This is a genomic window from Falsiroseomonas sp. E2-1-a20 (assembly GCF_051433195.1).
Lineage (GTDB): Bacteria > Pseudomonadota > Alphaproteobacteria > Acetobacterales > Acetobacteraceae > Falsiroseomonas.
Genome location: NZ_JBHMFT010000031.1, coordinates 1 through 18,518, shown reverse-complemented (window position 1 = coordinate 18,518; position 18,518 = coordinate 1). Strand labels below are relative to the sequence as shown.

Here is an 18,518-nt window from a genome sequence, read left to right as displayed (position 1 = left end):
TCAGCTGGCGAACCAGCGGCCGATCACCGCCGGGATGCGCGGCAGCAGGCCGAGCCGGTCGACATCCGCACCCGCGATCAGCGGCACGTTCTGCTCCGGCACCCCCTGCCCGCTGATCACCAGCGTGCCGAGGCCTTGCCCCTTGCTGACCGGCGCCGGCACCGGCGCATCATAGCGCACCCGCACCTGAAGATTGCGGCGCCACTGCCGCGGCAGGGTCAGCACCAGGTCGCGCCCGGCGACCAGCGGCACCGTCGCGCGTTCGCCGAGATAGACCGGCACCTCCTCCACCGTGTCGGCGGCGCGGAACACCACGACATTCTCGAATTCCCGGAACGCCCATTCGAACAGCCGCTCGCTTTCCTCCGCCCGCGCCCGCATGGAGGGCAGGCCGTTCACCACCAGGATCAGCCGCCGGCCGCCGCGGATGGCCGACGCCGTCAGGCCATAGCCGGCTTCCTCGGTATGTCCGGTCTTCAGGCCATCGGCGCCGGCAACGCGGCTGAGGGCCGGGTTGCGGTTCTCCTGCGCGATGTTGTTCCAGCGGAAACTGCGCTCGTTGTAGAAGCTGTAGTATTCCGGGAAGTCGTGGATGATCCGGCGCGCCAGATGCGCCAGGTCACGGGCGGTCATGCGGTGTTCCGGGTCCGGCCAGCCGGTCGAATTGCGGAAGTTGCTGTCGGTCAGGCCGATCCGGCGCGCCGTCTCGTTCATCAGCTCCGCGAATTGCTGCTCCGAGCCGCTGATGCCCTCGGCCAGAACGATGCAGGCGTCGTTGCCGGACTGCACGATGACGCCGCGGGCCAGGTTCTCCACGCTGATGGAATTGCCGACCTCGACGAACATCTTGCTGCCGCCCATGCGCCAGGCGCGCTCGCTGACCGGCAGTTCCTGGTCCATGCGCAGGCGGCCGTTCTTCAGCAGCTCGAACACCACGTACATGGTCATCAGCTTGGACATGGAGGAAGGCGGCATGCGGTCCTCCGCCGCCTTCTCCAGCAGCACCGCGCCGGTGTCGAAGTCCACGATCAGCGCGTGCCGGGCCGTGGTGTCCAGCGGCCCGAGCGGCGTGGTGGCGGGTGTCGTCGGCGGCGGTGCCGGTCGGGCGGCGGGACGCGCCGGCGCGTTGCGCTGCGCGGCGGCCTCCGATGCCACAAGGCCGGTGGCGAGGCCGGCTGCGGCCCCCATCATCTCGCGGCGCCGCATGGCTGCCTCTCCTGTCTGCGACTCGTCCTAGTCGACGAGGATCCGTGCTTCCGATACGCCGGCGCGCAGGGTTCCCTCAAGCGCCCTGTCCGCCTCCGCCACGCTGGCGAAGGGGCCGAGCCGCACGCGGAAACTCGGCTGCGCCCCACGCCCCTGCCCGCCCAGCTGGTCCACCCGCGCCCGCAGCCCCGCCAGCCGCGCGACCTGGCGGTTCGCCATGTCGCGGCGGGAGAAGGTGGCGGTCTCGATCCAGAGCTGCCCCGGCGTCGCCGCGACCCGCGTCACCCGTTCCGGCAGCCGCAGCGGCGGGGCGGAGGTGGTGCCGGCGGAGGCGGTGGTGCTGCCGGTGGCGCCGGGGAACTGCCGCGCCTGGCGCAGCCGCGCGGCCTGGATGGCCCCGGGCGGCGGGGCCAGCGTCTCGCGCTCCACCGCGGCCAGCGGCGCGGCGGCGATCTCGAGCGGCGGGGTTTCGGTATTCGGCAGGCCGGCCGCGAGCGCCCGGCTGGGTTCCCCCACCACCTCGATCCGCACCTGCGCCGTGCCGCCCTCGCGCATGCCGAGAAGCTGGCCGGCGCGGCGGGACAGGGCGAGGACGCGACCGGGCTGCGCCGGGCCCCGGTCGTTCACCCGCACCTCCAGCCGCAACCCTGTCTCCAGGTTCGTCACCGCCAGCAGCGCCGGCATCTGCAGGGTGCGGTGCGCCGCCATGAGGGCCGAGGGATCGTGGACCTCGCCATTCGCCGTGCGGCGCCCAGCCCGCGCATCCGCGGCGATGGTCGCGATCCCCGTCTCCACCAGCGAGAAATTCTCGCGCGGATAGGACCAGGTGCCACCCATCTGGTAGGGCTGGCCGATCAGGTAGCGCGGCTGGCCCTGCGGCTGCGGCGCACGCGGCGCGCAGCCGGCGAGGGCCGCCAGCACCAGGACCGCCAGGACAGGCCGCATCAGGCGACGCGATCCGACAGCAGGCCGACCGCCAGCGCGTAGAAGTTGGAGGGGTTGTAGCGGCGGATGACGTTGAAGTTGTGGTAGACCAGGAAGGACTGGCCACCCATGATCAGCACCGCCGCCTGCATGTCGAGCGGCGGAATCGCCTCCCCGTCCGGCCGGCGCACGCCCATCCACACCCAGTCCCGCAGCGGGCGCATGTTGGTGCGGCTGGCCTGGTCCGGGTCGAAGCCCGCCGGCAGCACCACCTCCCGCCCCCACAACTCGTCGTCGCGCCAGCCGGAGCGGGCGAGGTAGTTGCCGATCGAGCCCAGCGCGTCCGCCCGGTTGTCCCAGATGTCGCGGCGGCCATCGCCATCCATGTCAACCGCCAGGCGGTCGAAGTTGCTCGGCATGAATTGCGGATGGCCCATGGCGCCGGCCCAGCTGCCGCGCATCCGGTCCGGCGCCACATGGCCGGCTTCCAGGATCTTCAGCGCCGCCACCAGTTCATTGCGGAAATAGCTGGCGCGTCGGCCATCCCAGGCGAGCGTCGCCAGGGACTGGATGACGTTCATGTTGCCCATGAAGCCGCCGTAGTTCGTCTCCAGCCCCCAGATCGCGGTGACGATGCGGGGCGAGACGGAGAACCGGGCCTGCACCGCCTCCAGCGTCGCGCGGTTGTCGGCGAAGGCGCGCCGGCCGGCCTCGATCCGCTGCTGCGACAGGCGGGCGTCACGATACTGTTCCCAGGTCTGGGTGAATTCCGGCTGCCGCCGGTCCAGCTCCAGCACCCGCGCATTGGGCTGCAGCCCGGCGAAGGCGCGGTTCAGCGTGGCCGGGGAAACGCCGGCCCGCCGCGCATCGGCCCGCACGCCATCGAGGAACGCCTCGAACCCCTGGCTGGCCGCCTGGGCTTTCGAGGCGAACAGGCCGGCCGCGGCCGAAAGAAGCAGTCGTCGAGTCTGGACCATGCTGCGCTGGATGCCACAGGCAGGGCGCCCGGGGCAACGCAAGGTTGTGCCATGTGCAAATTCAGAACCGCGCGGTGACCCCGATGGAGCCGAAGCTCTGCAACCCGCCGCGCTGGCCGTAGAACTCCTCCGTGCGCCAGACATGGCTGTAGGCGGCCCGGAAGCCGCGCCAATGCACCACCAGCCCCGCCGTGACATCCGCGACAAGCGGTCGCTTGTCGACCGAAGGCCCGCCGTCGCGCCAGGTGTTCCCATCCAGGAAGATGTCCCGCGCCACCGCGCGCCCCTGCCCGCCGACGAAGCCGTACCAGCCGAATTCCTGCCTCGGCTGGAAGAAGGCCGAGCCCACCAGCGCCGGCCGCAGCCGCGGTGCGCCGTAATCCGCATCCAGCCCCTGCCCCACCCGGAACGTCACCCCGGCCGCGCCGTAGGTCGAGACATTGCCCAGCGCGAGGGTCATGGAGGGCAGCAGGTCGGCCTCGATCCCGCCAACCCGCAGCGTCGGGGTCCGCAGCGTGCGCTCGAACACCATGTTCAGCGCCAGTTCGTCCTTCAACTGGCTGTCCCAGCCATTGGTGGTGTCGACGCGGATCGCGTCATGCACACTGTTCTGCACGAATTCGCCGAGCGCGCCCGGGCCCACGATGCCGGCCTGCAATTCCAGCGTGCTGAGCGCGCTGCCGGTGTCCCGCTGCAGGACCAGCGCGCCGTACAGGTGGCCGGCATAGGGCCGGTCGGTGGGGTCCGGGCTGCGGCGCTGGGTGTCGGAGGGCGTGTAGATGCTGTGCACCAGCCCGGCGCCCCAGCGCACCGACCCCGGCCCGAGCAGCCGGTTGGCCTGCTGGTCCAGGAAGCGCAGCAGGCCCGGCAGTTCGGCGGAGGGCGAGCGCCAGGCGATCTGGACGCCGCTGCTGTAGAAGCGGTCGGTGCCGCCCAGCGTATCGTTCTCATAATTCAGCGTGATGCTGCCGAAGGGGTCCGGCAGCGGCGGCGGAACCTCCGCCACCGAGACCAGCGGCGCCTGGGCCGGGATCGGCTGTGCCTGGGCCGGTAGCATCAGGACGGGCGCGGCAAGGGACAGGCAGATCAGCAGCGGGGTGTTTCGGTTCATGCCCCGATCTATCCGCCCCTTTCGGTCCGTGCAAATGACGGCTTTCCGTCCGGCTTATGCCAGATGTTCCCGCAGCGCCCGCAACGCGACCAGGCCGACGAACCAGGCGAGCAGCGTCGCGGCCAGCACGGTGCCCGTATTGGCGAGCCGCATCGGGTACAGCGCATGTTCCGGTGCCACCGGCCGCACCACCGGCGCGAGGTAGACCTGCTGGCGCGATGCCTCGCCGCGCGCCCGTTCCAGGGCTGCCATCGCCGCTTCATAGGCCCGCTGGGCAAAGATGACTTCCGTCTCCACCGCCTCGAAGCCGCCGATGCTGTGGGTCAGGGTCGCGGCACCCGGCGCGGAATCCGTCAGCTGCGCCTGTACCGCCGCGATCTGGTCCTCCGTGCCGCGGATGTTGCCCAGCAGCTGCATCACCTGCGTCGTGCTGTCGCTCATCACGCGGCGCAGGTTGGCAAGCTGCGCGCGCATCGCGATCAGCTCCGATTGCAGGCGCACCAGATGTTCCGAATAGGCCTGCGCGTTGCGCCGTGGGTCCACCACCTGGCGGCCGTCGCGAAACGTCTGCACCGCGGCGCGGGCAGCGGCGAAGCGGCCTTCGGCCTGGTCCACGTCGCGCACCGCGGCCGCCACCAGTTCCGCCCGGCTGCGCGCCGACATGGCGTTGACCAGCTCCTCCGACGCCGTCTCCACCGCCAGCGCCAGGGCCAGCGCATCCGCTGGCGTGAAGGCGCGCACTTCGACGGAGACGATGCCGCTGGCCCGGTCGTAATAGGCCTGCACCTGGCGACGCCAGGCGCGCAGCGCCGTCTCCAGCGGCGCGGCAGGGTCGAGCCGCGCCAGCCAATCCGCGGCCTCGTGACCCAGGATGCCGCGCACATCGGCGTGGCGCGCCACCGCCAGGATGCCGTCGCGGCTTTGCAGATGCTGCACGACAGCATAGGCATCGGTATTGCCCGCCGCCGCGCCGGCCAGCATGCCCGCCGGCAGAGCCGCCCGCGAGGGATCCGCCGGACGCACGACGAAGCGCAGTTCCACCGCGAACTGGTCGGCCGCGCCGCGCAACTGCCAGCCGCCGAAGGCGAGCGTTGGCAGCACCACCAACAGCAGGAAACCGAGAAGCATGCCGTGCCGGGGCTTGCGCACCGGTGGGGGTGCCGGACGGGCCGCCGGCGCGCGTCGGGGCTCCCGCATGAAGTCACCGGCCGGCGCCGGCCGCGCCACGGTCTCAAGCATCGGCCACTCCCATCAGCTCTGCGTAGCGGTCCAGCGCCTCATCCACCGTGTCGAAGGCGACCAGCGCGCCATCCGACAGGATGGCGCAGCAGTCGCAGAGGCTGCGGATGGTCTGGCTGTTGTGTGACACCAGGATCAGCGCGGCGTGCTGCAGCCGCTCGCGGAAGGCCGTGACGGAGCGCGCGCGGAAGCGGGCGTCGCCGACCTCCGTGATCTCGTCCACCAGGTAGACGTCGAAATCGATCGCCAGCGAGGCGCCGAAGGCGAACTTCGCCGCCATGCCGGAGGAATAGTGCTCCAGCGGCGCGTCCATCTCCCGCGCCATCTCGGTGAACTCCGCGACGGACCGGACCATCGCCGCCGGGTCCAGCCCATAGACCCGCGCCAGGAAATGCAGGTTCTCCCGCCCGCTGAGCTGCGGGTGGAAGGTGCCAGCGAAGCCCATCGGGAAGGACACGCGGCCATGGCGGTGGATGCGGCCGGCATCTGGCGGCTCCGTCCCCGCGATCAGCCGCAGCAGGGTGGATTTGCCGGCGCCGTTCGGGCCGAGCACGCCGACCTTGAGCCCGGCCGGGAAGGCGATCGTCGAATCCCGCAGGATGGCGCGGCGGCCACCCTCCGCGGTGCGGTAGCTTTTGCTGACGCCCTCCAGGATCACCATCAGGCCGGCTGCCGCATCTGCCGCGCGGCCGCGGCGAAGAACAGGGTGCCCAGGAGCAGGCTGCCGATGGTCCATTGCAGCAGGTAGGGGATGTCCAGGAACGGGCTCTCATAGCCGCGGAAATAGCCCTGCCGCATCCATTCGGTGACATGCAGCAGCGGGTTCAGCAGGATCAGCGACCGGATGTCCTCCGGCATGTCCAGCGGGTGGTAGAAGACACCGCAGGTGAAGTACTGCACGCGCAGGACCGAGGGCCACAGCTTGTCCCAGGCGGAGGAGTAGCTGGACACCACCAGGTTCACGCAGGCGATGCCGAAGGCCAGCAGGAACAGCACCAGGTAGCAGGCCACCATCTGCGCCGGGTCCGCCGGCAGCCCGCCGACGCCGAAGCCGATCAGCAGCGCGAAAGTCGCCGCCGCCACCACCAGGTCCGTCACCGCCGACAGCACCGATTTCGCCGCCAGGATGTCGAAGATGCCGACCGCCGGCACCAGCAGCAGGGACCGGTTGGCGGCCGGCAGGTCCATCGCGCGTTCGGTCAGGTGCGCGAAGAACAGGAAGGCCAACACGCCGGTCATGTAGAAGGTCAGCATGCTGTCGCCGATCGGCGGCCGACTGTCACGGCCCAGGAACATGAAGACCACGCTCAGCAGCAGCACATGCGACAGCGGCTCCACCAGCGCCCAGGCGTAGCCAAGGCGGCTGGCGCTGAACATCGTCCGCGTCTCCCGCAGCAGCAGCGCATCGATCACGCGCGCCCGCACGGCCAGTGCGCGCCCGAGCGGCATCCGGCTCGGCGCCGGCCGCACCGTCGGAAGCTGCGCCCAGGCGGCCACGCGCCCGGTCGGCGGCAGGACCTGGCCCCTTCCCGCCTCCGGTGCCGGCCCAGGCGCGCCCGGCCGCCAGCAGGGCCGGGCCGGGCTGGCCGGCGCGCAGCAGCAGGCCGGCCAGGTGCTCCAGCGGCTCCGGCGCTTCGGGGGCCGCATCGACGGCGATGCGCGCCGCCTCCAGCGCGCGGGAGTCCTGGCCCAGCAGCATCCAGGTGCCGGAGAGGGCACGGGCGATGAGTGCGCTGGTCGCGGCGTGCTGCCAGGCCGGCAGCAGAAGCGCCTCCGCCAGGCGGGGCCGGCCGGCGTCGAGAAACAGGGAGGCGAGATGGGCGCGCGGGTTCTCAGCGTCCGGCAGGCCCGCCAGCTTGCGCACCGCCGCCACCGGGTCGGGGCCGCTGCCCTCCGCCCGCAATCCCAGGTCCCGCAGCACAGCACCCAGCGTCGCCGCGTCCGCGAGTGCCGGCGCCAGCACCGCCGCCAGCGCCGCCCGCCGGTCCAGCAGCAGCAGCGCCACCAGCGCCTCCGCCGGGCCGTGCGCCCCCGCGGCGTCGTACTGCGCCGCCGCCGCTTCCGGCCGGCCGGCCTCGATCGCCGCGACGACCGCCGCCAGAGCCTTCTGCCCTGCCGCCATCCCTGCCCCCTCCTGCTAGGCGACCGCGACGGGCTGGCGTGGTGCAGCCTCCGCCGGTTCCGCGCGCTGTGCCGATGGGGCCATGCCGGGTGGTGCCATGCCGGGCGGCAGGCTGACCTTGAGGTAGAGCGCGGCATTGCTGGTGGTGTCGTGTGTCAGGCGCCGATCCGCCGGCGCGGGTGGTGGCCCGGCCTCGATACGCCGGGCGAGTTCGGCGAAGTTGCCGATGTCGAAGAACTCGATCCGGTCCGGATGGTAGCGGGCGTATTGCAGGAAGGCCCGGGTGCGCGAGGCGATGACGCGGCAGCCCATTTCCAGCGCCATCGCAATCGGCCCGCTGCTGGATTGCCCGACCTCGAGGTAGGGCACCACGACGCTGTCGCACAGCGCCATCGCGGACATGAACTGGCTGTCCTCGAGCACGCCCATGAAATGCAGCCGCTGGTGCAGGTCCTGCGGATGCGGCGCGAGCAGCTCCCGCGCCGAGCCATCCACTGCAAGGCTGGTCGCGCCGTTGGCGCGCAGCGCCTCCAACGCGGTCTGGCCGATATGGCCCTGCGCCAGCAGCTTCGAGATGTAGGGATCCCGCGCCAGGCCGCGGGCGATGGCCTGCGGGTGGATGCCGCCGAAGACCAGCAGGTGATGATCCGCCGGCAGGTAGCGCAGCGCCTCCACCGCCGTCTCGAAGCCCTTATAGGGCGACAGGAAGCCGAAGGTGCCGATCAGCTTCGCACCGGGCGGCAGCAGCTTGAGGATCGGGAAGGCCTCCCGTGTCGCCGCGGCGCGGATTTCCGCGGCCTGGGCTGGCGCCACGAAGGACAGCGGATGGTGATGCACCTCCGTCAGTCCGCGCACGTCGCGCAGCAGGCGCATGTCCCGCCTGGTGTGGGTGATGATCCGCACCGGCTTGCGTGACTGCTGCCGGTGCAATTCCCGGTAGACGCCATGCGCCAGCAGGGCCGAGCGGGCATGGTCGGCAATGGTCATTGCCGCGCTGGCCAGCTTCAGGCTCCGAAGCTGTGCCGACAGCTGACCGGTGGAGGATCGTGCCTCGTCCAGGATGGTGTGGAAGGTCACCGAGAGCGCGGGCGCCGCCCGTACGAGCCAGCGGAACCGCCGCAGGATCTGCGGCATCGTCAGGCCCAGGGTCCCGTGTTCGAGCTGGATGTTCACACTGTCGAAATTCTGAAGTTTTTTTGCGATATCGAGAATGTGTCGATCGCCGAGCTTCTGCACGCGCTGATGCGGACTGCGCAGCAGATACTGATCGAGATCGAAGACCTGGACCTGCATATCGACCTGAAGCTGCTGCTCCAGGGCCCTGGTATAGCCCGCTATTCCGCACAATTCGTCGTAGGTGCTGACGATTGCGAGGCGCGGGCGTTGCGCCATGATATGACCCGCAGGACGGGATTCGGCTTTGATTTTCACAGCCTGGAGGTTCCTGTTTACATTTGATTAGCAACTTCCGGTAGAAATCTATACCGCAGCATCGGCGCATTGCAACGGCGTTGGTGACGAAACGGGAACCGGAGCGACAAAATGTCGGGCAGATTTCCGAGACTGTCTCAAAATCCGCCTCATCGCCTGGAGTGTGGTGACGTGAGCGCCGCCATCCTCACGCGCCTCCAGGCCGAGACCCGACGGCTGCCCAATCGCATCACATCCGCTGCGCCGGCCCTGCATTGCCGCGGCGGCGCACCTCTCTGGCTCGACCTGTCGCGCCTGCTCTGGCGGGTCTTCCGCGGCACGCTGACCGGGGTGGATCGGGTCGAACTCGCCTATGCCGAGCACCTGCTCGCCGAGGCCGGCGACCGGCTGCGCTTCGTGGCCTATGATTACCGGGGGCAGTTCGGACTGCTGCCGCATGCGCAAACCGCGGCACTGGTCCGGTCCGTCGGTCCGGCCTGGGAGGCGGGGACGCTGGGGCGGCTGGCTCCGCGCGCGCTTGCGACCTTCGCCGGCAGCCTTGTCAACTGGCGCCGCCTGCCGCCGCGCGGCTCGGGCGGGCCGCGCCCCATCTACCTCAACGTCTCGCACCACCCGCTGGCGGAAACCAAGGCCGTGGCCCGCCTGCTGGCCCGCACCGGCGCCGCGCTGGTGCCGCTGGTGCACGACCTGATCCCGCTCGAATGGCCGGAATATGTCGGGGCGGCGGAGACCGCCCGGCACCGCCGGCGCATGACCACCATCGCGACGCATGCCAGCGCCGTGCTGGCCAATTCGGCGGCGACGGCGGATGCGCTGCGACCGCTGCTGCCGCCCGGCCTGCCCCTGCTGTCGGTGCCCCTGGGCGTGGTGCCGCGCCACGCCGCGGCGCTGCCGCCCGCCCTGGTCTCCGGCGCGCCCTACTTCCTCTGTCTCGGCACGATCGAGCCGCGCAAGAACCACCTGATGCTGCTGCATCTGTGGCGGCAACTGGTCGTGGCGACGCCTGCCGGGCAACCGGTTCCGCGCCTCGTCATCGTCGGCAATCGCGGCTGGGACAATGAACAGGTGGTGGACCTGCTGGAACGCTGCGCGCGGCTACGGCCCCATGTGCTGGAACTCGGCCGCGTCTCGGACGGCGTGGTGGCGGCGCTGATCGACAACGCCCGCGCCCTGCTCATGCCCTCCTTCGCCGAGGGCTTCGGCCTGCCGGTGGCGGAGGCGCTGGCGCGCGGCACGCCGGTGCTGTGCAGCGACATCGCGGCGCACCGCGAAATCGCCGGCCCCGTCGCCGAATACCTGGACCCGCTGAACACCCTCGCCTGGCTTCGGGCCGTGCAGCACTACGCCGCGCCGGCCGCACCGCGCCGGCTCGCGCAGCTGCGCCGGCTGGCGGGGTGGGAGGCGCCTGGCTGGCCTGCGCATATCGATGCGGTGCTGAACTTCCTGGCCGAGCTTCCGGCCCGGCCGTGAGCGCGGGACGCCGTGCCCCTGCCTATGCGGTCGCCTGGAGCCGGGCCAGGTCCGGCAGAGGCCGTGCGAAGTCCGGCGCCGCCTGGAAATGCGTCTCCAGCGCCAGCGCTGCATCCAGCGTGAAACCGTCGGCGCCACGCGGCCCGACGACCTGCAGCCCGAACGGCATCCCCTGCTCGTCGCGGCCGCAGGGAATGCAGATGGCGGGATGGCCGGTCATGGAGATGCCGTAGGTGATGCCGGAGGTGGCGAAGTAGCCTGACAGCGGCAGGCCCTCCATCTCCGTCGGGTAAGGCAGCATCTTCGAAAACGGTGTGAGCGCCTGGCAGGGCAGCAGCAGCAGGTCGTGGCGGCTGAAGAAGTCCTGGAAGGCGCGGTAGATCCGGGTCTGCTCGGCATGCGCCTCCGCCAGGTCGGACAGGCTGTAGCGCAGGCCTTCCTCGTAGTTGCCGCGGGTGTTGGCGCCGAGCAGTTGCGGGTCGCGCTCGTGGTACTTGCGGAAGGCGGCCAGGAAGTTGGTGCAGCGGATGACGCGGTAGGCGCGGTCGATCCCCGCCATGTCCGGGTCCTCCGCCTCGCAGCGCCCGAGCGCCGGCGCCAGCGCCGCCATGCGCGCCAGGAAGACGCGTCGGATGCTGGGTGCCACAGGTGCGAAGCCGAGGTCGGCGGAGATCGCGACGCGCAGCGAGCACAGGTCCAGCGGCCGCCGCGCCGCCAGGGCCGCGGTCGCCTCAGGCCGCGGATTGGCCATTGGGTCGCGGCTGTCCGTGCTGGCCATGGCGCCCAGCAGCAGCGCGGTATCCGCGACGTCGCGCCCCATCGGCCCCTGCACCGACAGCACCGACCAGCCCAGGCGCCGCCGTTCCGAGGCGACCAGGCCGGGGCTTGGGCGGAACCCCACCACGCCGGACCAGGCCGCCGGCTTGCGCAGCGACCCGCCGGTGTCCGAGCCGGTGCAGAGAGGCAGCATGGAGGTCGCCAGCGCGACGCCCGACCCGCCGCTGGAGCCGGCGCAGGACAGCGCCGGGTCGAAGGCGTTGCCGGTGGCGCCGTAGACGTCGTTGATGGTGTTGCCGCCGGTGCCGAATTCCGGCGTGTTGGTCTTGGCCAGGATGATGGCGCCGGCCTGCCGCAGCGCCGCCACCACGCGTTCATCACGCTGCGGCACATGGTCGCGGAACATCGGCGAGCCATAGGTGGTGCGCAGCCCGGCGGTGTCGTTCAGGTCCTTGATGCCCACCGGCAGCCCGTGCAGGGCGCCCAGCTTCTCGCCACGCATCACCTGCGCCTCCGCGGCGCGGGCGGTGGCGAGGCCGCCGTCGTAATCGGTGGCGACGATGGCGTTGACCGCCGGGTTCGCCTGCTCGATGCGCCGGATGCAGTCCTGCAGCAGCTCCACCGGGGAGATCCTCCGCGTGCCGATCATCCGCCGCAGTTCGACGGCCGTATGGTCACAGAGCGAGGTCATCCCGAGGTCTCCGACATCATGGGTCAGTCCGGTCGCAGGAACAGCAGGGTGCCGTCGATCTCGCCCACCTGGCGATAGGCCTGCCAGGCCTCAGCGAAGACCGGATGGCGGGCGAAGTACGCCGTCATCTCGAAGGCCTGGCCACCGCACCAGGCGATGTGCGCATCGCGCGCCACCAGGACGACCCTGGGGCGACCTTCTGCCAGATCCTGCGCGACGGCATCGAACAGGAAGCGCTCCGCCGCCCCCATCTGCGCCACCGCGCGGAAGCGGCTGCCATCCGCCGGGCAGGTGGCGTAGACGGCCTGCAACAGCCAGGTGCTCATGAAGCGCAGGACGGGACGGTTGCCGGCATAGTTCATCGCGGGATAGGCGGGATGGATGTCCGGCGACAGCGCCATGACGGCGTCCCCCGGCGCCCGTTCCCGCAGCCACGCGGCCAGGCGGCCGACCGGCGCATCGCCGTAGCCGAACTGGCGCCAGGGCGCCTCCCCGGCCCGGATGACGAACAGCGCCAGGGCCAGGCAGAAGCCGGCGGCGAGCAGTGGCGCGAGACGGAACGCGGCGCGCGATCCCAGGACACGGTCCGCCGCGCGCGCCGCGACGATGCCGCCGAACAGGCCGGCGAACATCCAGACCGGGACGACGTGGTAGCTCCAGCCCTTGAGCTGAACCAGCGCCGCGGCCAGTCCGCCAAGGGCCGCCGCCGCCAGCAGCCGGGGCAGCCACCCCAGCGTGCCGGAACGCGCCGCGACCGCGAAGGCCAGCAGGGCGAGGGTCGCCACCGTCGCCGTGAACAGATGCACCGTCGTCAGCGCCTGGCCGAGGGACGGACCGGCGAAGCCGAGATAGTCGCTCCGCACCAGCGGCAGGATGATCCCGGAATACGCCGGGAAGCCGAAGCCGATGAGCGCCAGGTAGGCCAGCCACAGCAACCCGAGGCCCCATGGCACGGGATCCCGCAGGGCCTGCCGCAGGCGACCCTGCCGCAGCGCGACGCCGAGGAGGAGCACCTCGACCAGTGCCGGAACCGCCAGGAAATGCGGCTTGAGCGCGAAGCCGGTGGCCGCGACCAGCGTGACCAGGGCGACCAGGCCAGGCCCGGTGCGCACCCCCTCCGCCCGTCGCTCCGCCAGGAACAGGTACGGCAGGGCGGCCGCGGCCATCAGGTGCTCCCGCTGGCCGAAATCATAGCCGGCGAGCAGGAGCGCCAGCGGCAGCAGCGCCAGCAGCATGGCGTCCTCGACCGGCCCCGTGCCGGGACGGCGCAGCCGCAGGCACAGCAGGAGAATGCCGGCGCAAAAGGCCAGCAGCAGCAGGTGCAGCGCCCGCACGGCCGAGAGCGGCGTCCAGGCGCCGAGCCACGCGGCCGGGAGGTTGAGCAGGAAGATGAGGGGCGGATTGACGTCGATGAGATGCGCGTACAGCGCCTCGCCCGCGACCATCCGCTCGGCGAAGCTGAGCACCGCCGCGACGTCCTGGTTCAGCGGCGGCGCCAGGACCACGGCGAGGAAGAAGATCGCCGGCAGCAGGGCGATGAGAATCCGGCCCGGCCTCGGCGTCAGATCTCCCACTGGAATCCATCGATGGTGATGGCCTGGCCGGTGATGAAGAAGGGCTCCGCCGTGGCCAGGAAGACAACCAGCTGCGCGACATCGGCCGGCGTGCCGAGGCGACCCAGCGTGATCTTCGCGGCCAGTTCCGGGCCGCGCGCCCTGGTCAGGCTGTTGCCGACCTCGGTTTCGATCACGCCGGGGCAGACCGCGTTGATGGCGATGGTCGGGCCCAGTTCCTTGGCCAGCGCGCGGGTCATCCCGATGATGCCGGCCTTGGCCGCGGCGTAGGAAAACTTCGAGACGGCGCTGGTGACGCCGCCGGTATGGGCATTCAGGGAGGACATCGAGACGATCCGCCCGCCGCCGCCGTCCAGCATCATCGGCGCGAAGGCCTGGATGTAGTTGAAGCAGGATTTCAGGTTCACCGCGATGGTGCGGTCGAAGGCGTCCTCCGTGATCTCCAGGATGCCGGCCGGGTTGCCGCGGCCGGCATTGTTCACCAGCACGTCGCAGCGGCCGAACCGCGCCTGCACGGCGGCGGCGACCTGCCGCGCGCGCGCATGGTCCGCGACATCCGCCTCCTCGATCAGCACGCTTCCGCCGAGTGCCTCGACCTCCGCCTGCGTGCGCTCCATCTCGGGCCGCAGCAGGTCGACGATGACGATGTCATGGCCGCACCCCGCCAGGGCGAGCACGCAGCCGCGGCCAATGCCGCGGGCGCCGCCGGTGACGACCGCGACCTTCCTTCTCTCTGACATCATTCGGTCTCCCGCTGTGGCATCCGGCGTGGCATGGATTTGCTGCAGGCGCTGCTGCGGCCGGTCTCTCCGCCAACCTGTCACGCTTCCGCCGCGCGATCAGCCCCGGGCGGGCTGGGCCGGGACATTTCTCCAGGACGGCGTTGCGGCTATACAGCATCTCGTTGGCGTCGTGCCTCGGCGCGGCCCGAAGGATGGGTGGCCGAGTGGTTTAAGGCAGCGGTCTTGAAAACCGCCGTGGGTGCAAGCCCACCGTGGGTTCGAATCCCACCCCATCCGCCAAAAAGCTCTGTGCCCGCTACCTTTATTTGGGCTGAGACTTGTGGTCCACAAACTGGTCCACAACCACAGTGTGGAGGGCTCCTCTTCGCGGCAGGTTCGGCAGCAACTAAGGGCTGGGGACAATACGTTCTCAGTTGCCCGATGTTGCTGCCTCAGCTCCGTCTCGCGTGATGCATTGCGCCGCTCGGCGCACGAGATCCACGAAGTTCCGCAGGACCGCTGAACGGCTTCCCCGGCGCGTCGCGAGGAGGAGCGGCAAGCTGGGCCGGTGGGCCGGGACGAGATCGCAATACGCAACGCCATCCATCTGCAGGCGGCGCATGGACGCCGGGACGAGGGCGACCCCGAACCCCGCCGCGACCAGCCCCAGTGTGGAGGTGATGCGGGGTGCCTCCTGTCCCACGCGGGGCGTGAAGCCCGCCCTCAGGCAGGCTGCCATGGTCGCCGCGAACATCGACGGGCCTTCCACCCGGGCGTAGGCGATGAAGCTCTCGCCGGCGAAGTCGCTCAGGGACCGGGGCTCCCCCCGGCCCTCCCGCGCCATGGGATGGGCTGCCGGCAGGGCCACGACCATGTGCTCCTCCATCAGCCGATGGACCGTGAGTTCGGCGAGCTCGGGGAGTTCTGCGCGTAGCAACGCCACGTCGAGCGACATCTCGCCCAATCCCCGGACGGCCTGACGGCTCAGGCACTCGTCGAGCGTGACGAGGACGCCGGGGAACGCCTCTCGGAAAGCCCTAATCACCTGAGGGACGAAGGGGTGGAAGGGCACGGTCGGGGAGACGCCGACGCGCAGTCTACCCTGCTCGCCCCGGGCCGCGCTCTTCGCCGCGCGCTCCGCCTGCTCGAGCCGGGCGAGGATCACTCGCGCCTCCTCGAACAGCACCTGCCCGCTCTCGGTCAGCTCGACCCCGCGCGGCTTCCGGCGGAAGAGCTGCAGCCCGAGCTGCTCCTCCATGGCCTTAATCTGCTGGCTGAGCGGCGGCTGCTGCATGCCCAGGCGCTCCGCGGCCCGGGTGACGTGCCCCTCCTCGGCCACGGTCACGAAGTAGCGGAGCTGCCTGAGGTCCAGTGCCATATGCGCAGCATATCGCTTTTGCCGCGACAGCCGCATAGCTCCGGGGCGGCCGGCTCTTCCATTCTTTGTGCCACCGGGCGCGGCACCGGCGACGGAGGAGGCCTGAGATGCGGATCGGACGGCGTTCAGTGCTGAAGTCACTCGCGGGCGGCGGTATGGCTTTGACCCTGCCGCGCGGTGTCCGGGGGCAGCCGTATCCCGCGGGGGAGATCCGCATCGTCGTCGGCTTCCCGGCGGGCGGCGCGCTCGACATCGCCGCGCGGCTGATCGCGCCCCCGCTCGCGGCACGCCTCGGCGTGCCCGTGCGGGTCGAGAACCGGGTGGGGGCGAGCGGCAATGACGCGACGCGGCAGGTGGTCCGATCCACCCCGGACGGAGGCACGCTGCTGCTCTGCGGGCCGGTGAACGCGATCAACGCCACACTGTTCTCCGATCTGGACTTCGACTTCGGGCGGGACATCGCGCCCGTGGCCGGCATCGCCCGCGTGCCGCTCATCGTGGAGGTGCACCCCTCGGTGCCGGTGCGCTCGATACCCGAGCTCGTCGCCTTTGCGCGGGCGAACCCGGGGCGGCTCCGGATCGCCTATGCCGGCACGGGCACGCCCCAGCATGTCGCGATCGAGCTGTTCCAGCACATGGCGGGCGTGCGCCTGACCCTCGTGCCCTATCCCGGCTCGGCGCAGGCGCTCTCCGACCTGCTGCGCGGCGGGGCCGATGCCATGTTCGACCCCGCGTCCTCTTCGATGTCGCACGTCCGGGCCGGGCGGCTGATCCCGCTCGCCACCACGGGGCCGTCCCGCGCCGAAGCCCTGCCCGATGTCCCGGCCCTTGCCGAGACGCTGCCGGGCTACGAGGGGGGCTCCTGGTACGGGCTCGGCGCGCCGCAGAACACACCCGCCGAGGCCATCGCGCGGCTGAACGCAGCGGTGAACGAGGCGCTCGCCGAGGGGGCGGTCCGGCGCGACCTCGCCGGGCTCGGCGCGACCGCGATGCCGGGATCGGCGGCCGACTTCGCCCGCTTCGTCGCCGCGGAGACCGCCCGCTACGCCGAGATCATCCGCCTCGCCGGCATCCGGGGGGGGTAAGACGCGAAGCCGCGGTCTCAACAACCTCGCCCTTGCGTAGCACCTCACACCAGCAGAAGCGATGGGCCGAGCCTTCTTATCTGCCTCATGCAGACGATGGCGCAGGCGAGCGTGGTGAAGGCGAGGTGGACATCCGCCCGGCGCTCGTGGCGAACAGCGATGCGGCGGAACTGGGCAAGCCAGGCCAGAGTGCGCTCGACTTTCCAGCGGTGCCCCCCGAGCCGCTCGCTACTGTCAATCCCGCGCCGGGCGATGCGCGGGATGATGCCCCGAGCGCGGCACTCGCGGCGGCAGCGGCGATGATCATAGGCTTTGTCGGCGTGGAGCTTGTTCGGGCGGCGACGCGGCCTGCCTCGGCGCCCTCGGACGGGCGGGATCGCATCCAAGGTAGGCGCAAGCATCCGACTGTCATGCCGGTTGGCCGGGCTCAGCGTCAGGCCGAGCGGCGTGCCTTCGGCATCGACGACCAGGTGCCGCTTGGTGCCAGCCTTGCCGCGGTCCGTCGGATTGGGCCCGGTCTCCGCACCCCCCCTTGGGGCCCGCACCGCGGCGCTGTCGAGCGAGGCCCGGTGCCAGTCCAGGCGGTCCGCCCCGCGCAATCGCTCCAGCAGCACCCGGTGCAGCGCCGCCCAGACCCCGACCGCATGCCATTCCACCAGCCGCCGCCAGCACGTCTTGCCGCTGCAGCCCATCTCCGCGGGCACGTCCCGCCACTGGATGCCGGTCCGCAGCACGAAGATGATGCCCGCCAAGGCGACCCGGTCCGGCACCCGCGGGCGGCAACCCTTCACCCGGGACGGATCGGGCGGCAAGAGCGGCTCAACCACCGCCCAGAGATCATCAGGAACAAAAGGCGCTGCCATCCGGCCTCAACGCCCCAGTTGGGGTTATGTCCCCAGTTCTAAAGGCCTAAGATGCCTAGTGCGCTGGATTACCTGCGGCTTCGGACAGTATTTTAACGCAATTGGAGGCGCGGATCTCAAGTACTGCCTTAGGGATTTCTAAAAAAGCTAAGTAACATGCTCGTGGACGCTGCGATTGGAGATGAACTTACCGCCCCAACTTAGCGCCAACGTCTCGAACTCACAGTATGCAGCCCGGTGGTCAACCTTGCCGCCAAGTGGCTCCGGCATACGCGCCGAATTTATTAGTTGCCAAGCCTCGTTCCAGTCCCTGATGAACACTGGGCCCATCCACATTTTGTAAAAATCTGCGTCTATTATTCCTTTCTTACATGATATTGCAACTAATTCGTAGTGATTAAGAAAATCCAAACATTCGTCCCTGCATGTATTGTTCTCAAGATTGGTATTTAGGACTGTCGCTTTAGTCTCTGGGTCTCGCCGATAGGATCGAAATGCCCGATACCGTTTTTGGTAATATTCCTTCGACTCGGTGCCTTCTATCAAATCGAGCGTTGCCTTAAGTCGTGCAACGCGTCTGTTCCAGTAGATAGCTACGCCTGCTACAAAAATGCCAACCGCGACTACGGCTGGTTGTACCCACCAAAAAGCCAATGGCGCCATGACAGATCTCCGTCGTAGCGCCATGGTATTGAAAGTTCGAAGAGATGCTAGCCTCAGTCGCGGTGCCCACTCCGGATCATACCTGCCTCCTCTTGTCCTGCATCACATCATATGCGTTTGTCGAGCGCGCAGGCAACGGCATCATCGCCCGATGCAGCCAAATCTGCCGCGGAGGCGTCTGTCGGAATGTGCGGGAAGGTGGAGAAGCCGTCGCACCGGCCGCCTCACCTCGCCAGTCCGCCGAGCCTTGGCATCGGCTCCACAAATCAGCCGCACTTGTCCTAG

General features: G+C 70.2%; 18 protein-coding genes and 1 tRNA gene. 4 read left to right on the top strand and 15 right to left on the bottom strand.

All coding sequences use genetic code 11. The features are described from left to right. The 9 genes from ACFHPP_RS24720 to ACFHPP_RS24680 form a co-directional block, all read right to left on the bottom strand. A complete protein-coding gene (locus ACFHPP_RS24720) occupies window positions 1–1,206 on the bottom strand; it encodes a D-alanyl-D-alanine carboxypeptidase family protein (RefSeq protein WP_437165905.1) in 1,206 nt (401 codons plus the stop codon). Between the two features lie 27 nt (window positions 1,207–1,233). After that, window positions 1,234–2,151 (bottom strand): RlpA-like double-psi beta-barrel domain-containing protein, encoded by a 918-nt coding sequence (locus ACFHPP_RS24715; protein ID WP_437165904.1) that lies wholly within the window; start codon window positions 2,149–2,151, stop codon window positions 1,234–1,236. Beyond that, on the bottom strand, window positions 2,151–3,107 hold the full coding sequence (locus tag ACFHPP_RS24710; protein WP_437165903.1) for a lytic murein transglycosylase: 957 nt from the start codon (window positions 3,105–3,107) through the stop codon (window positions 2,151–2,153). Before ACFHPP_RS24710 ends, ACFHPP_RS24715 begins: the two co-directional genes overlap by 1 nt. Window positions 3,108–3,168: 61 nt before the next feature. Next, window positions 3,169–4,218 (bottom strand): lipid A deacylase LpxR family protein, encoded by a 1,050-nt coding sequence (locus tag ACFHPP_RS24705; protein ID WP_437165902.1) that lies wholly within the window; start codon window positions 4,216–4,218, stop codon window positions 3,169–3,171. 54 nt (window positions 4,219–4,272) lie between these two features. Beyond that, window positions 4,273–5,457: a hypothetical protein gene (locus ACFHPP_RS24700; protein WP_437165901.1), complete on the bottom strand. Its 1,185-nt coding sequence runs from the start codon at window positions 5,455–5,457 to the stop codon at window positions 4,273–4,275. After that, window positions 5,450–6,118, bottom strand: coding sequence for an ABC transporter ATP-binding protein (locus tag ACFHPP_RS24695; protein ID WP_437165900.1), 669 nt, complete (start codon window positions 6,116–6,118; stop codon window positions 5,450–5,452). The genes ACFHPP_RS24700 and ACFHPP_RS24695 overlap by 8 nt, the downstream gene beginning before the upstream one ends. Beyond that, entirely contained in the window at window positions 6,118–6,834 is a 717-nt protein-coding gene (locus ACFHPP_RS24690; RefSeq protein WP_437165899.1) for an ABC transporter permease, read from the bottom strand. The genes ACFHPP_RS24695 and ACFHPP_RS24690 overlap by 1 nt, the downstream gene beginning before the upstream one ends. After that, window positions 6,737–7,579 (bottom strand): hypothetical protein, encoded by an 843-nt coding sequence (locus tag ACFHPP_RS24685; protein WP_437165898.1) that lies wholly within the window; start codon window positions 7,577–7,579, stop codon window positions 6,737–6,739. Before ACFHPP_RS24685 ends, ACFHPP_RS24690 begins: the two co-directional genes overlap by 98 nt. Window positions 7,580–7,594: 15 nt before the next feature. Further along, on the bottom strand, window positions 7,595–8,752 hold the full coding sequence (locus tag ACFHPP_RS24680) for a hypothetical protein (protein WP_437165897.1): 1,158 nt from the start codon (window positions 8,750–8,752) through the stop codon (window positions 7,595–7,597). Here ACFHPP_RS24680 and ACFHPP_RS24675 point away from each other — a divergent pair. Together ACFHPP_RS24675 and ACFHPP_RS24670 are read left to right on the top strand one after the other, a co-directional pair. Next, window positions 8,732–9,037, top strand: coding sequence for a hypothetical protein (locus ACFHPP_RS24675; RefSeq protein ID WP_437165896.1), 306 nt, complete (start codon window positions 8,732–8,734; stop codon window positions 9,035–9,037). The genes ACFHPP_RS24680 and ACFHPP_RS24675 overlap by 21 nt on opposite strands. A 144-nt stretch (window positions 9,038–9,181) precedes the next feature. Further along, the gene (locus tag ACFHPP_RS24670) at window positions 9,182–10,480 is read left to right on the top strand and encodes a glycosyltransferase family 4 protein (RefSeq protein ID WP_437165895.1); all 1,299 of its coding nucleotides are present in this window, start codon (window positions 9,182–9,184) and stop codon (window positions 10,478–10,480) included. 22 nt (window positions 10,481–10,502) lie between these two features. Here ACFHPP_RS24670 and ACFHPP_RS24665 read toward each other — a convergent pair whose 3' ends face one another. Genes ACFHPP_RS24665 through ACFHPP_RS24655 form a run of 3 tightly spaced genes read right to left on the bottom strand, consistent with a single transcriptional unit; the run spans window position 10,503 to window position 14,262 of the window. Continuing rightward, complete coding sequence (locus ACFHPP_RS24665; RefSeq protein ID WP_437165894.1) at window positions 10,503–11,948, bottom strand: amidase; 1,446 nt, start codon at window positions 11,946–11,948, stop codon at window positions 10,503–10,505. Between the two features lie 23 nt (window positions 11,949–11,971). Beyond that, on the bottom strand, window positions 11,972–13,522 hold the full coding sequence (locus ACFHPP_RS24660; RefSeq protein WP_437165893.1) for a hypothetical protein: 1,551 nt from the start codon (window positions 13,520–13,522) through the stop codon (window positions 11,972–11,974). Further along, window positions 13,510–14,262: an SDR family NAD(P)-dependent oxidoreductase gene (locus ACFHPP_RS24655; RefSeq protein ID WP_437165892.1), complete on the bottom strand. Its 753-nt coding sequence runs from the start codon at window positions 14,260–14,262 to the stop codon at window positions 13,510–13,512. The genes ACFHPP_RS24660 and ACFHPP_RS24655 overlap by 13 nt, the downstream gene beginning before the upstream one ends. Window positions 14,263–14,454: 192 nt before the next feature. Between ACFHPP_RS24655 and ACFHPP_RS24650 the strand changes: the two genes are divergently transcribed. After that, a tRNA-Ser gene (locus tag ACFHPP_RS24650) sits at window positions 14,455–14,544 on the top strand. Between the two features lie 130 nt (window positions 14,545–14,674). On the opposite strand, the gene ACFHPP_RS24645 is transcribed toward ACFHPP_RS24650, so the two are convergent. Then, a complete protein-coding gene (locus ACFHPP_RS24645; protein ID WP_437165891.1) occupies window positions 14,675–15,622 on the bottom strand; it encodes a LysR family transcriptional regulator in 948 nt (315 codons plus the stop codon). A gap of 107 nt (window positions 15,623–15,729) precedes the next feature. Here ACFHPP_RS24645 and ACFHPP_RS24640 point away from each other — a divergent pair, with 107 nt between their 5' ends. Beyond that, window positions 15,730–16,707 carry a Bug family tripartite tricarboxylate transporter substrate binding protein gene (locus ACFHPP_RS24640; RefSeq protein WP_437165890.1) on the top strand — a complete coding sequence of 326 codons (978 nt, stop codon included), beginning with the start codon at window positions 15,730–15,732 and terminating at the stop codon, window positions 16,705–16,707. Window positions 16,708–16,751: 44 nt separating this feature from the next. On the opposite strand, the gene ACFHPP_RS24635 is transcribed toward ACFHPP_RS24640, so the two are convergent. Next, on the bottom strand, window positions 16,752–17,570 hold the full coding sequence (locus tag ACFHPP_RS24635; protein WP_437165889.1) for an IS5 family transposase: 819 nt from the start codon (window positions 17,568–17,570) through the stop codon (window positions 16,752–16,754). 147 nt (window positions 17,571–17,717) lie between these two features. Next, complete coding sequence (locus tag ACFHPP_RS24630; protein ID WP_437165888.1) at window positions 17,718–18,233, bottom strand: DUF4760 domain-containing protein; 516 nt, start codon at window positions 18,231–18,233, stop codon at window positions 17,718–17,720. Between the last annotated feature and the right edge of the window lie 285 nt (window positions 18,234–18,518).

Excerpts from the sequence above, each read along its gene's own strand:
- ACFHPP_RS24720 (WP_437165905.1), bottom strand. The coding sequence starts at position 1,206 with ATGCGGCGCCGCGAGATGATGGGGGCCGCAGCCGGCCTCGCCACCGGC.
- ACFHPP_RS24715 (WP_437165904.1), bottom strand. The coding sequence starts at position 2,151 with ATGCGGCCTGTCCTGGCGGTCCTGGTGCTGGCGGCCCTCGCCGGCTGC.
- ACFHPP_RS24710 (WP_437165903.1), bottom strand. The coding sequence starts at position 3,107 with ATGGTCCAGACTCGACGACTGCTTCTTTCGGCCGCGGCCGGCCTGTTC.
- ACFHPP_RS24705 (WP_437165902.1), bottom strand. The coding sequence starts at position 4,218 with ATGAACCGAAACACCCCGCTGCTGATCTGCCTGTCCCTTGCCGCGCCC.
- ACFHPP_RS24700 (WP_437165901.1), bottom strand. The coding sequence starts at position 5,457 with ATGCTTGAGACCGTGGCGCGGCCGGCGCCGGCCGGTGACTTCATGCGG.
- ACFHPP_RS24695 (WP_437165900.1), bottom strand. The coding sequence starts at position 6,118 with ATGGTGATCCTGGAGGGCGTCAGCAAAAGCTACCGCACCGCGGAGGGT.
- ACFHPP_RS24690 (WP_437165899.1), bottom strand. The coding sequence starts at position 6,834 with ATGTTCAGCGCCAGCCGCCTTGGCTACGCCTGGGCGCTGGTGGAGCCG.
- ACFHPP_RS24685 (WP_437165898.1), bottom strand. The coding sequence starts at position 7,579 with ATGGCGGCAGGGCAGAAGGCTCTGGCGGCGGTCGTCGCGGCGATCGAG.
- ACFHPP_RS24665 (WP_437165894.1), bottom strand. The coding sequence starts at position 11,948 with ATGACCTCGCTCTGTGACCATACGGCCGTCGAACTGCGGCGGATGATC.
- ACFHPP_RS24655 (WP_437165892.1), bottom strand. The coding sequence starts at position 14,262 with ATGTCAGAGAGAAGGAAGGTCGCGGTCGTCACCGGCGGCGCCCGCGGC.
- ACFHPP_RS24645 (WP_437165891.1), bottom strand. The coding sequence starts at position 15,622 with ATGGCACTGGACCTCAGGCAGCTCCGCTACTTCGTGACCGTGGCCGAG.
- ACFHPP_RS24640 (WP_437165890.1), top strand. The coding sequence starts at position 15,730 with ATGCGGATCGGACGGCGTTCAGTGCTGAAGTCACTCGCGGGCGGCGGT.
- ACFHPP_RS24635 (WP_437165889.1), bottom strand. The coding sequence starts at position 17,570 with ATGGCAGCGCCTTTTGTTCCTGATGATCTCTGGGCGGTGGTTGAGCCG.
- ACFHPP_RS24630 (WP_437165888.1), bottom strand. The coding sequence starts at position 18,233 with ATGGCGCCATTGGCTTTTTGGTGGGTACAACCAGCCGTAGTCGCGGTT.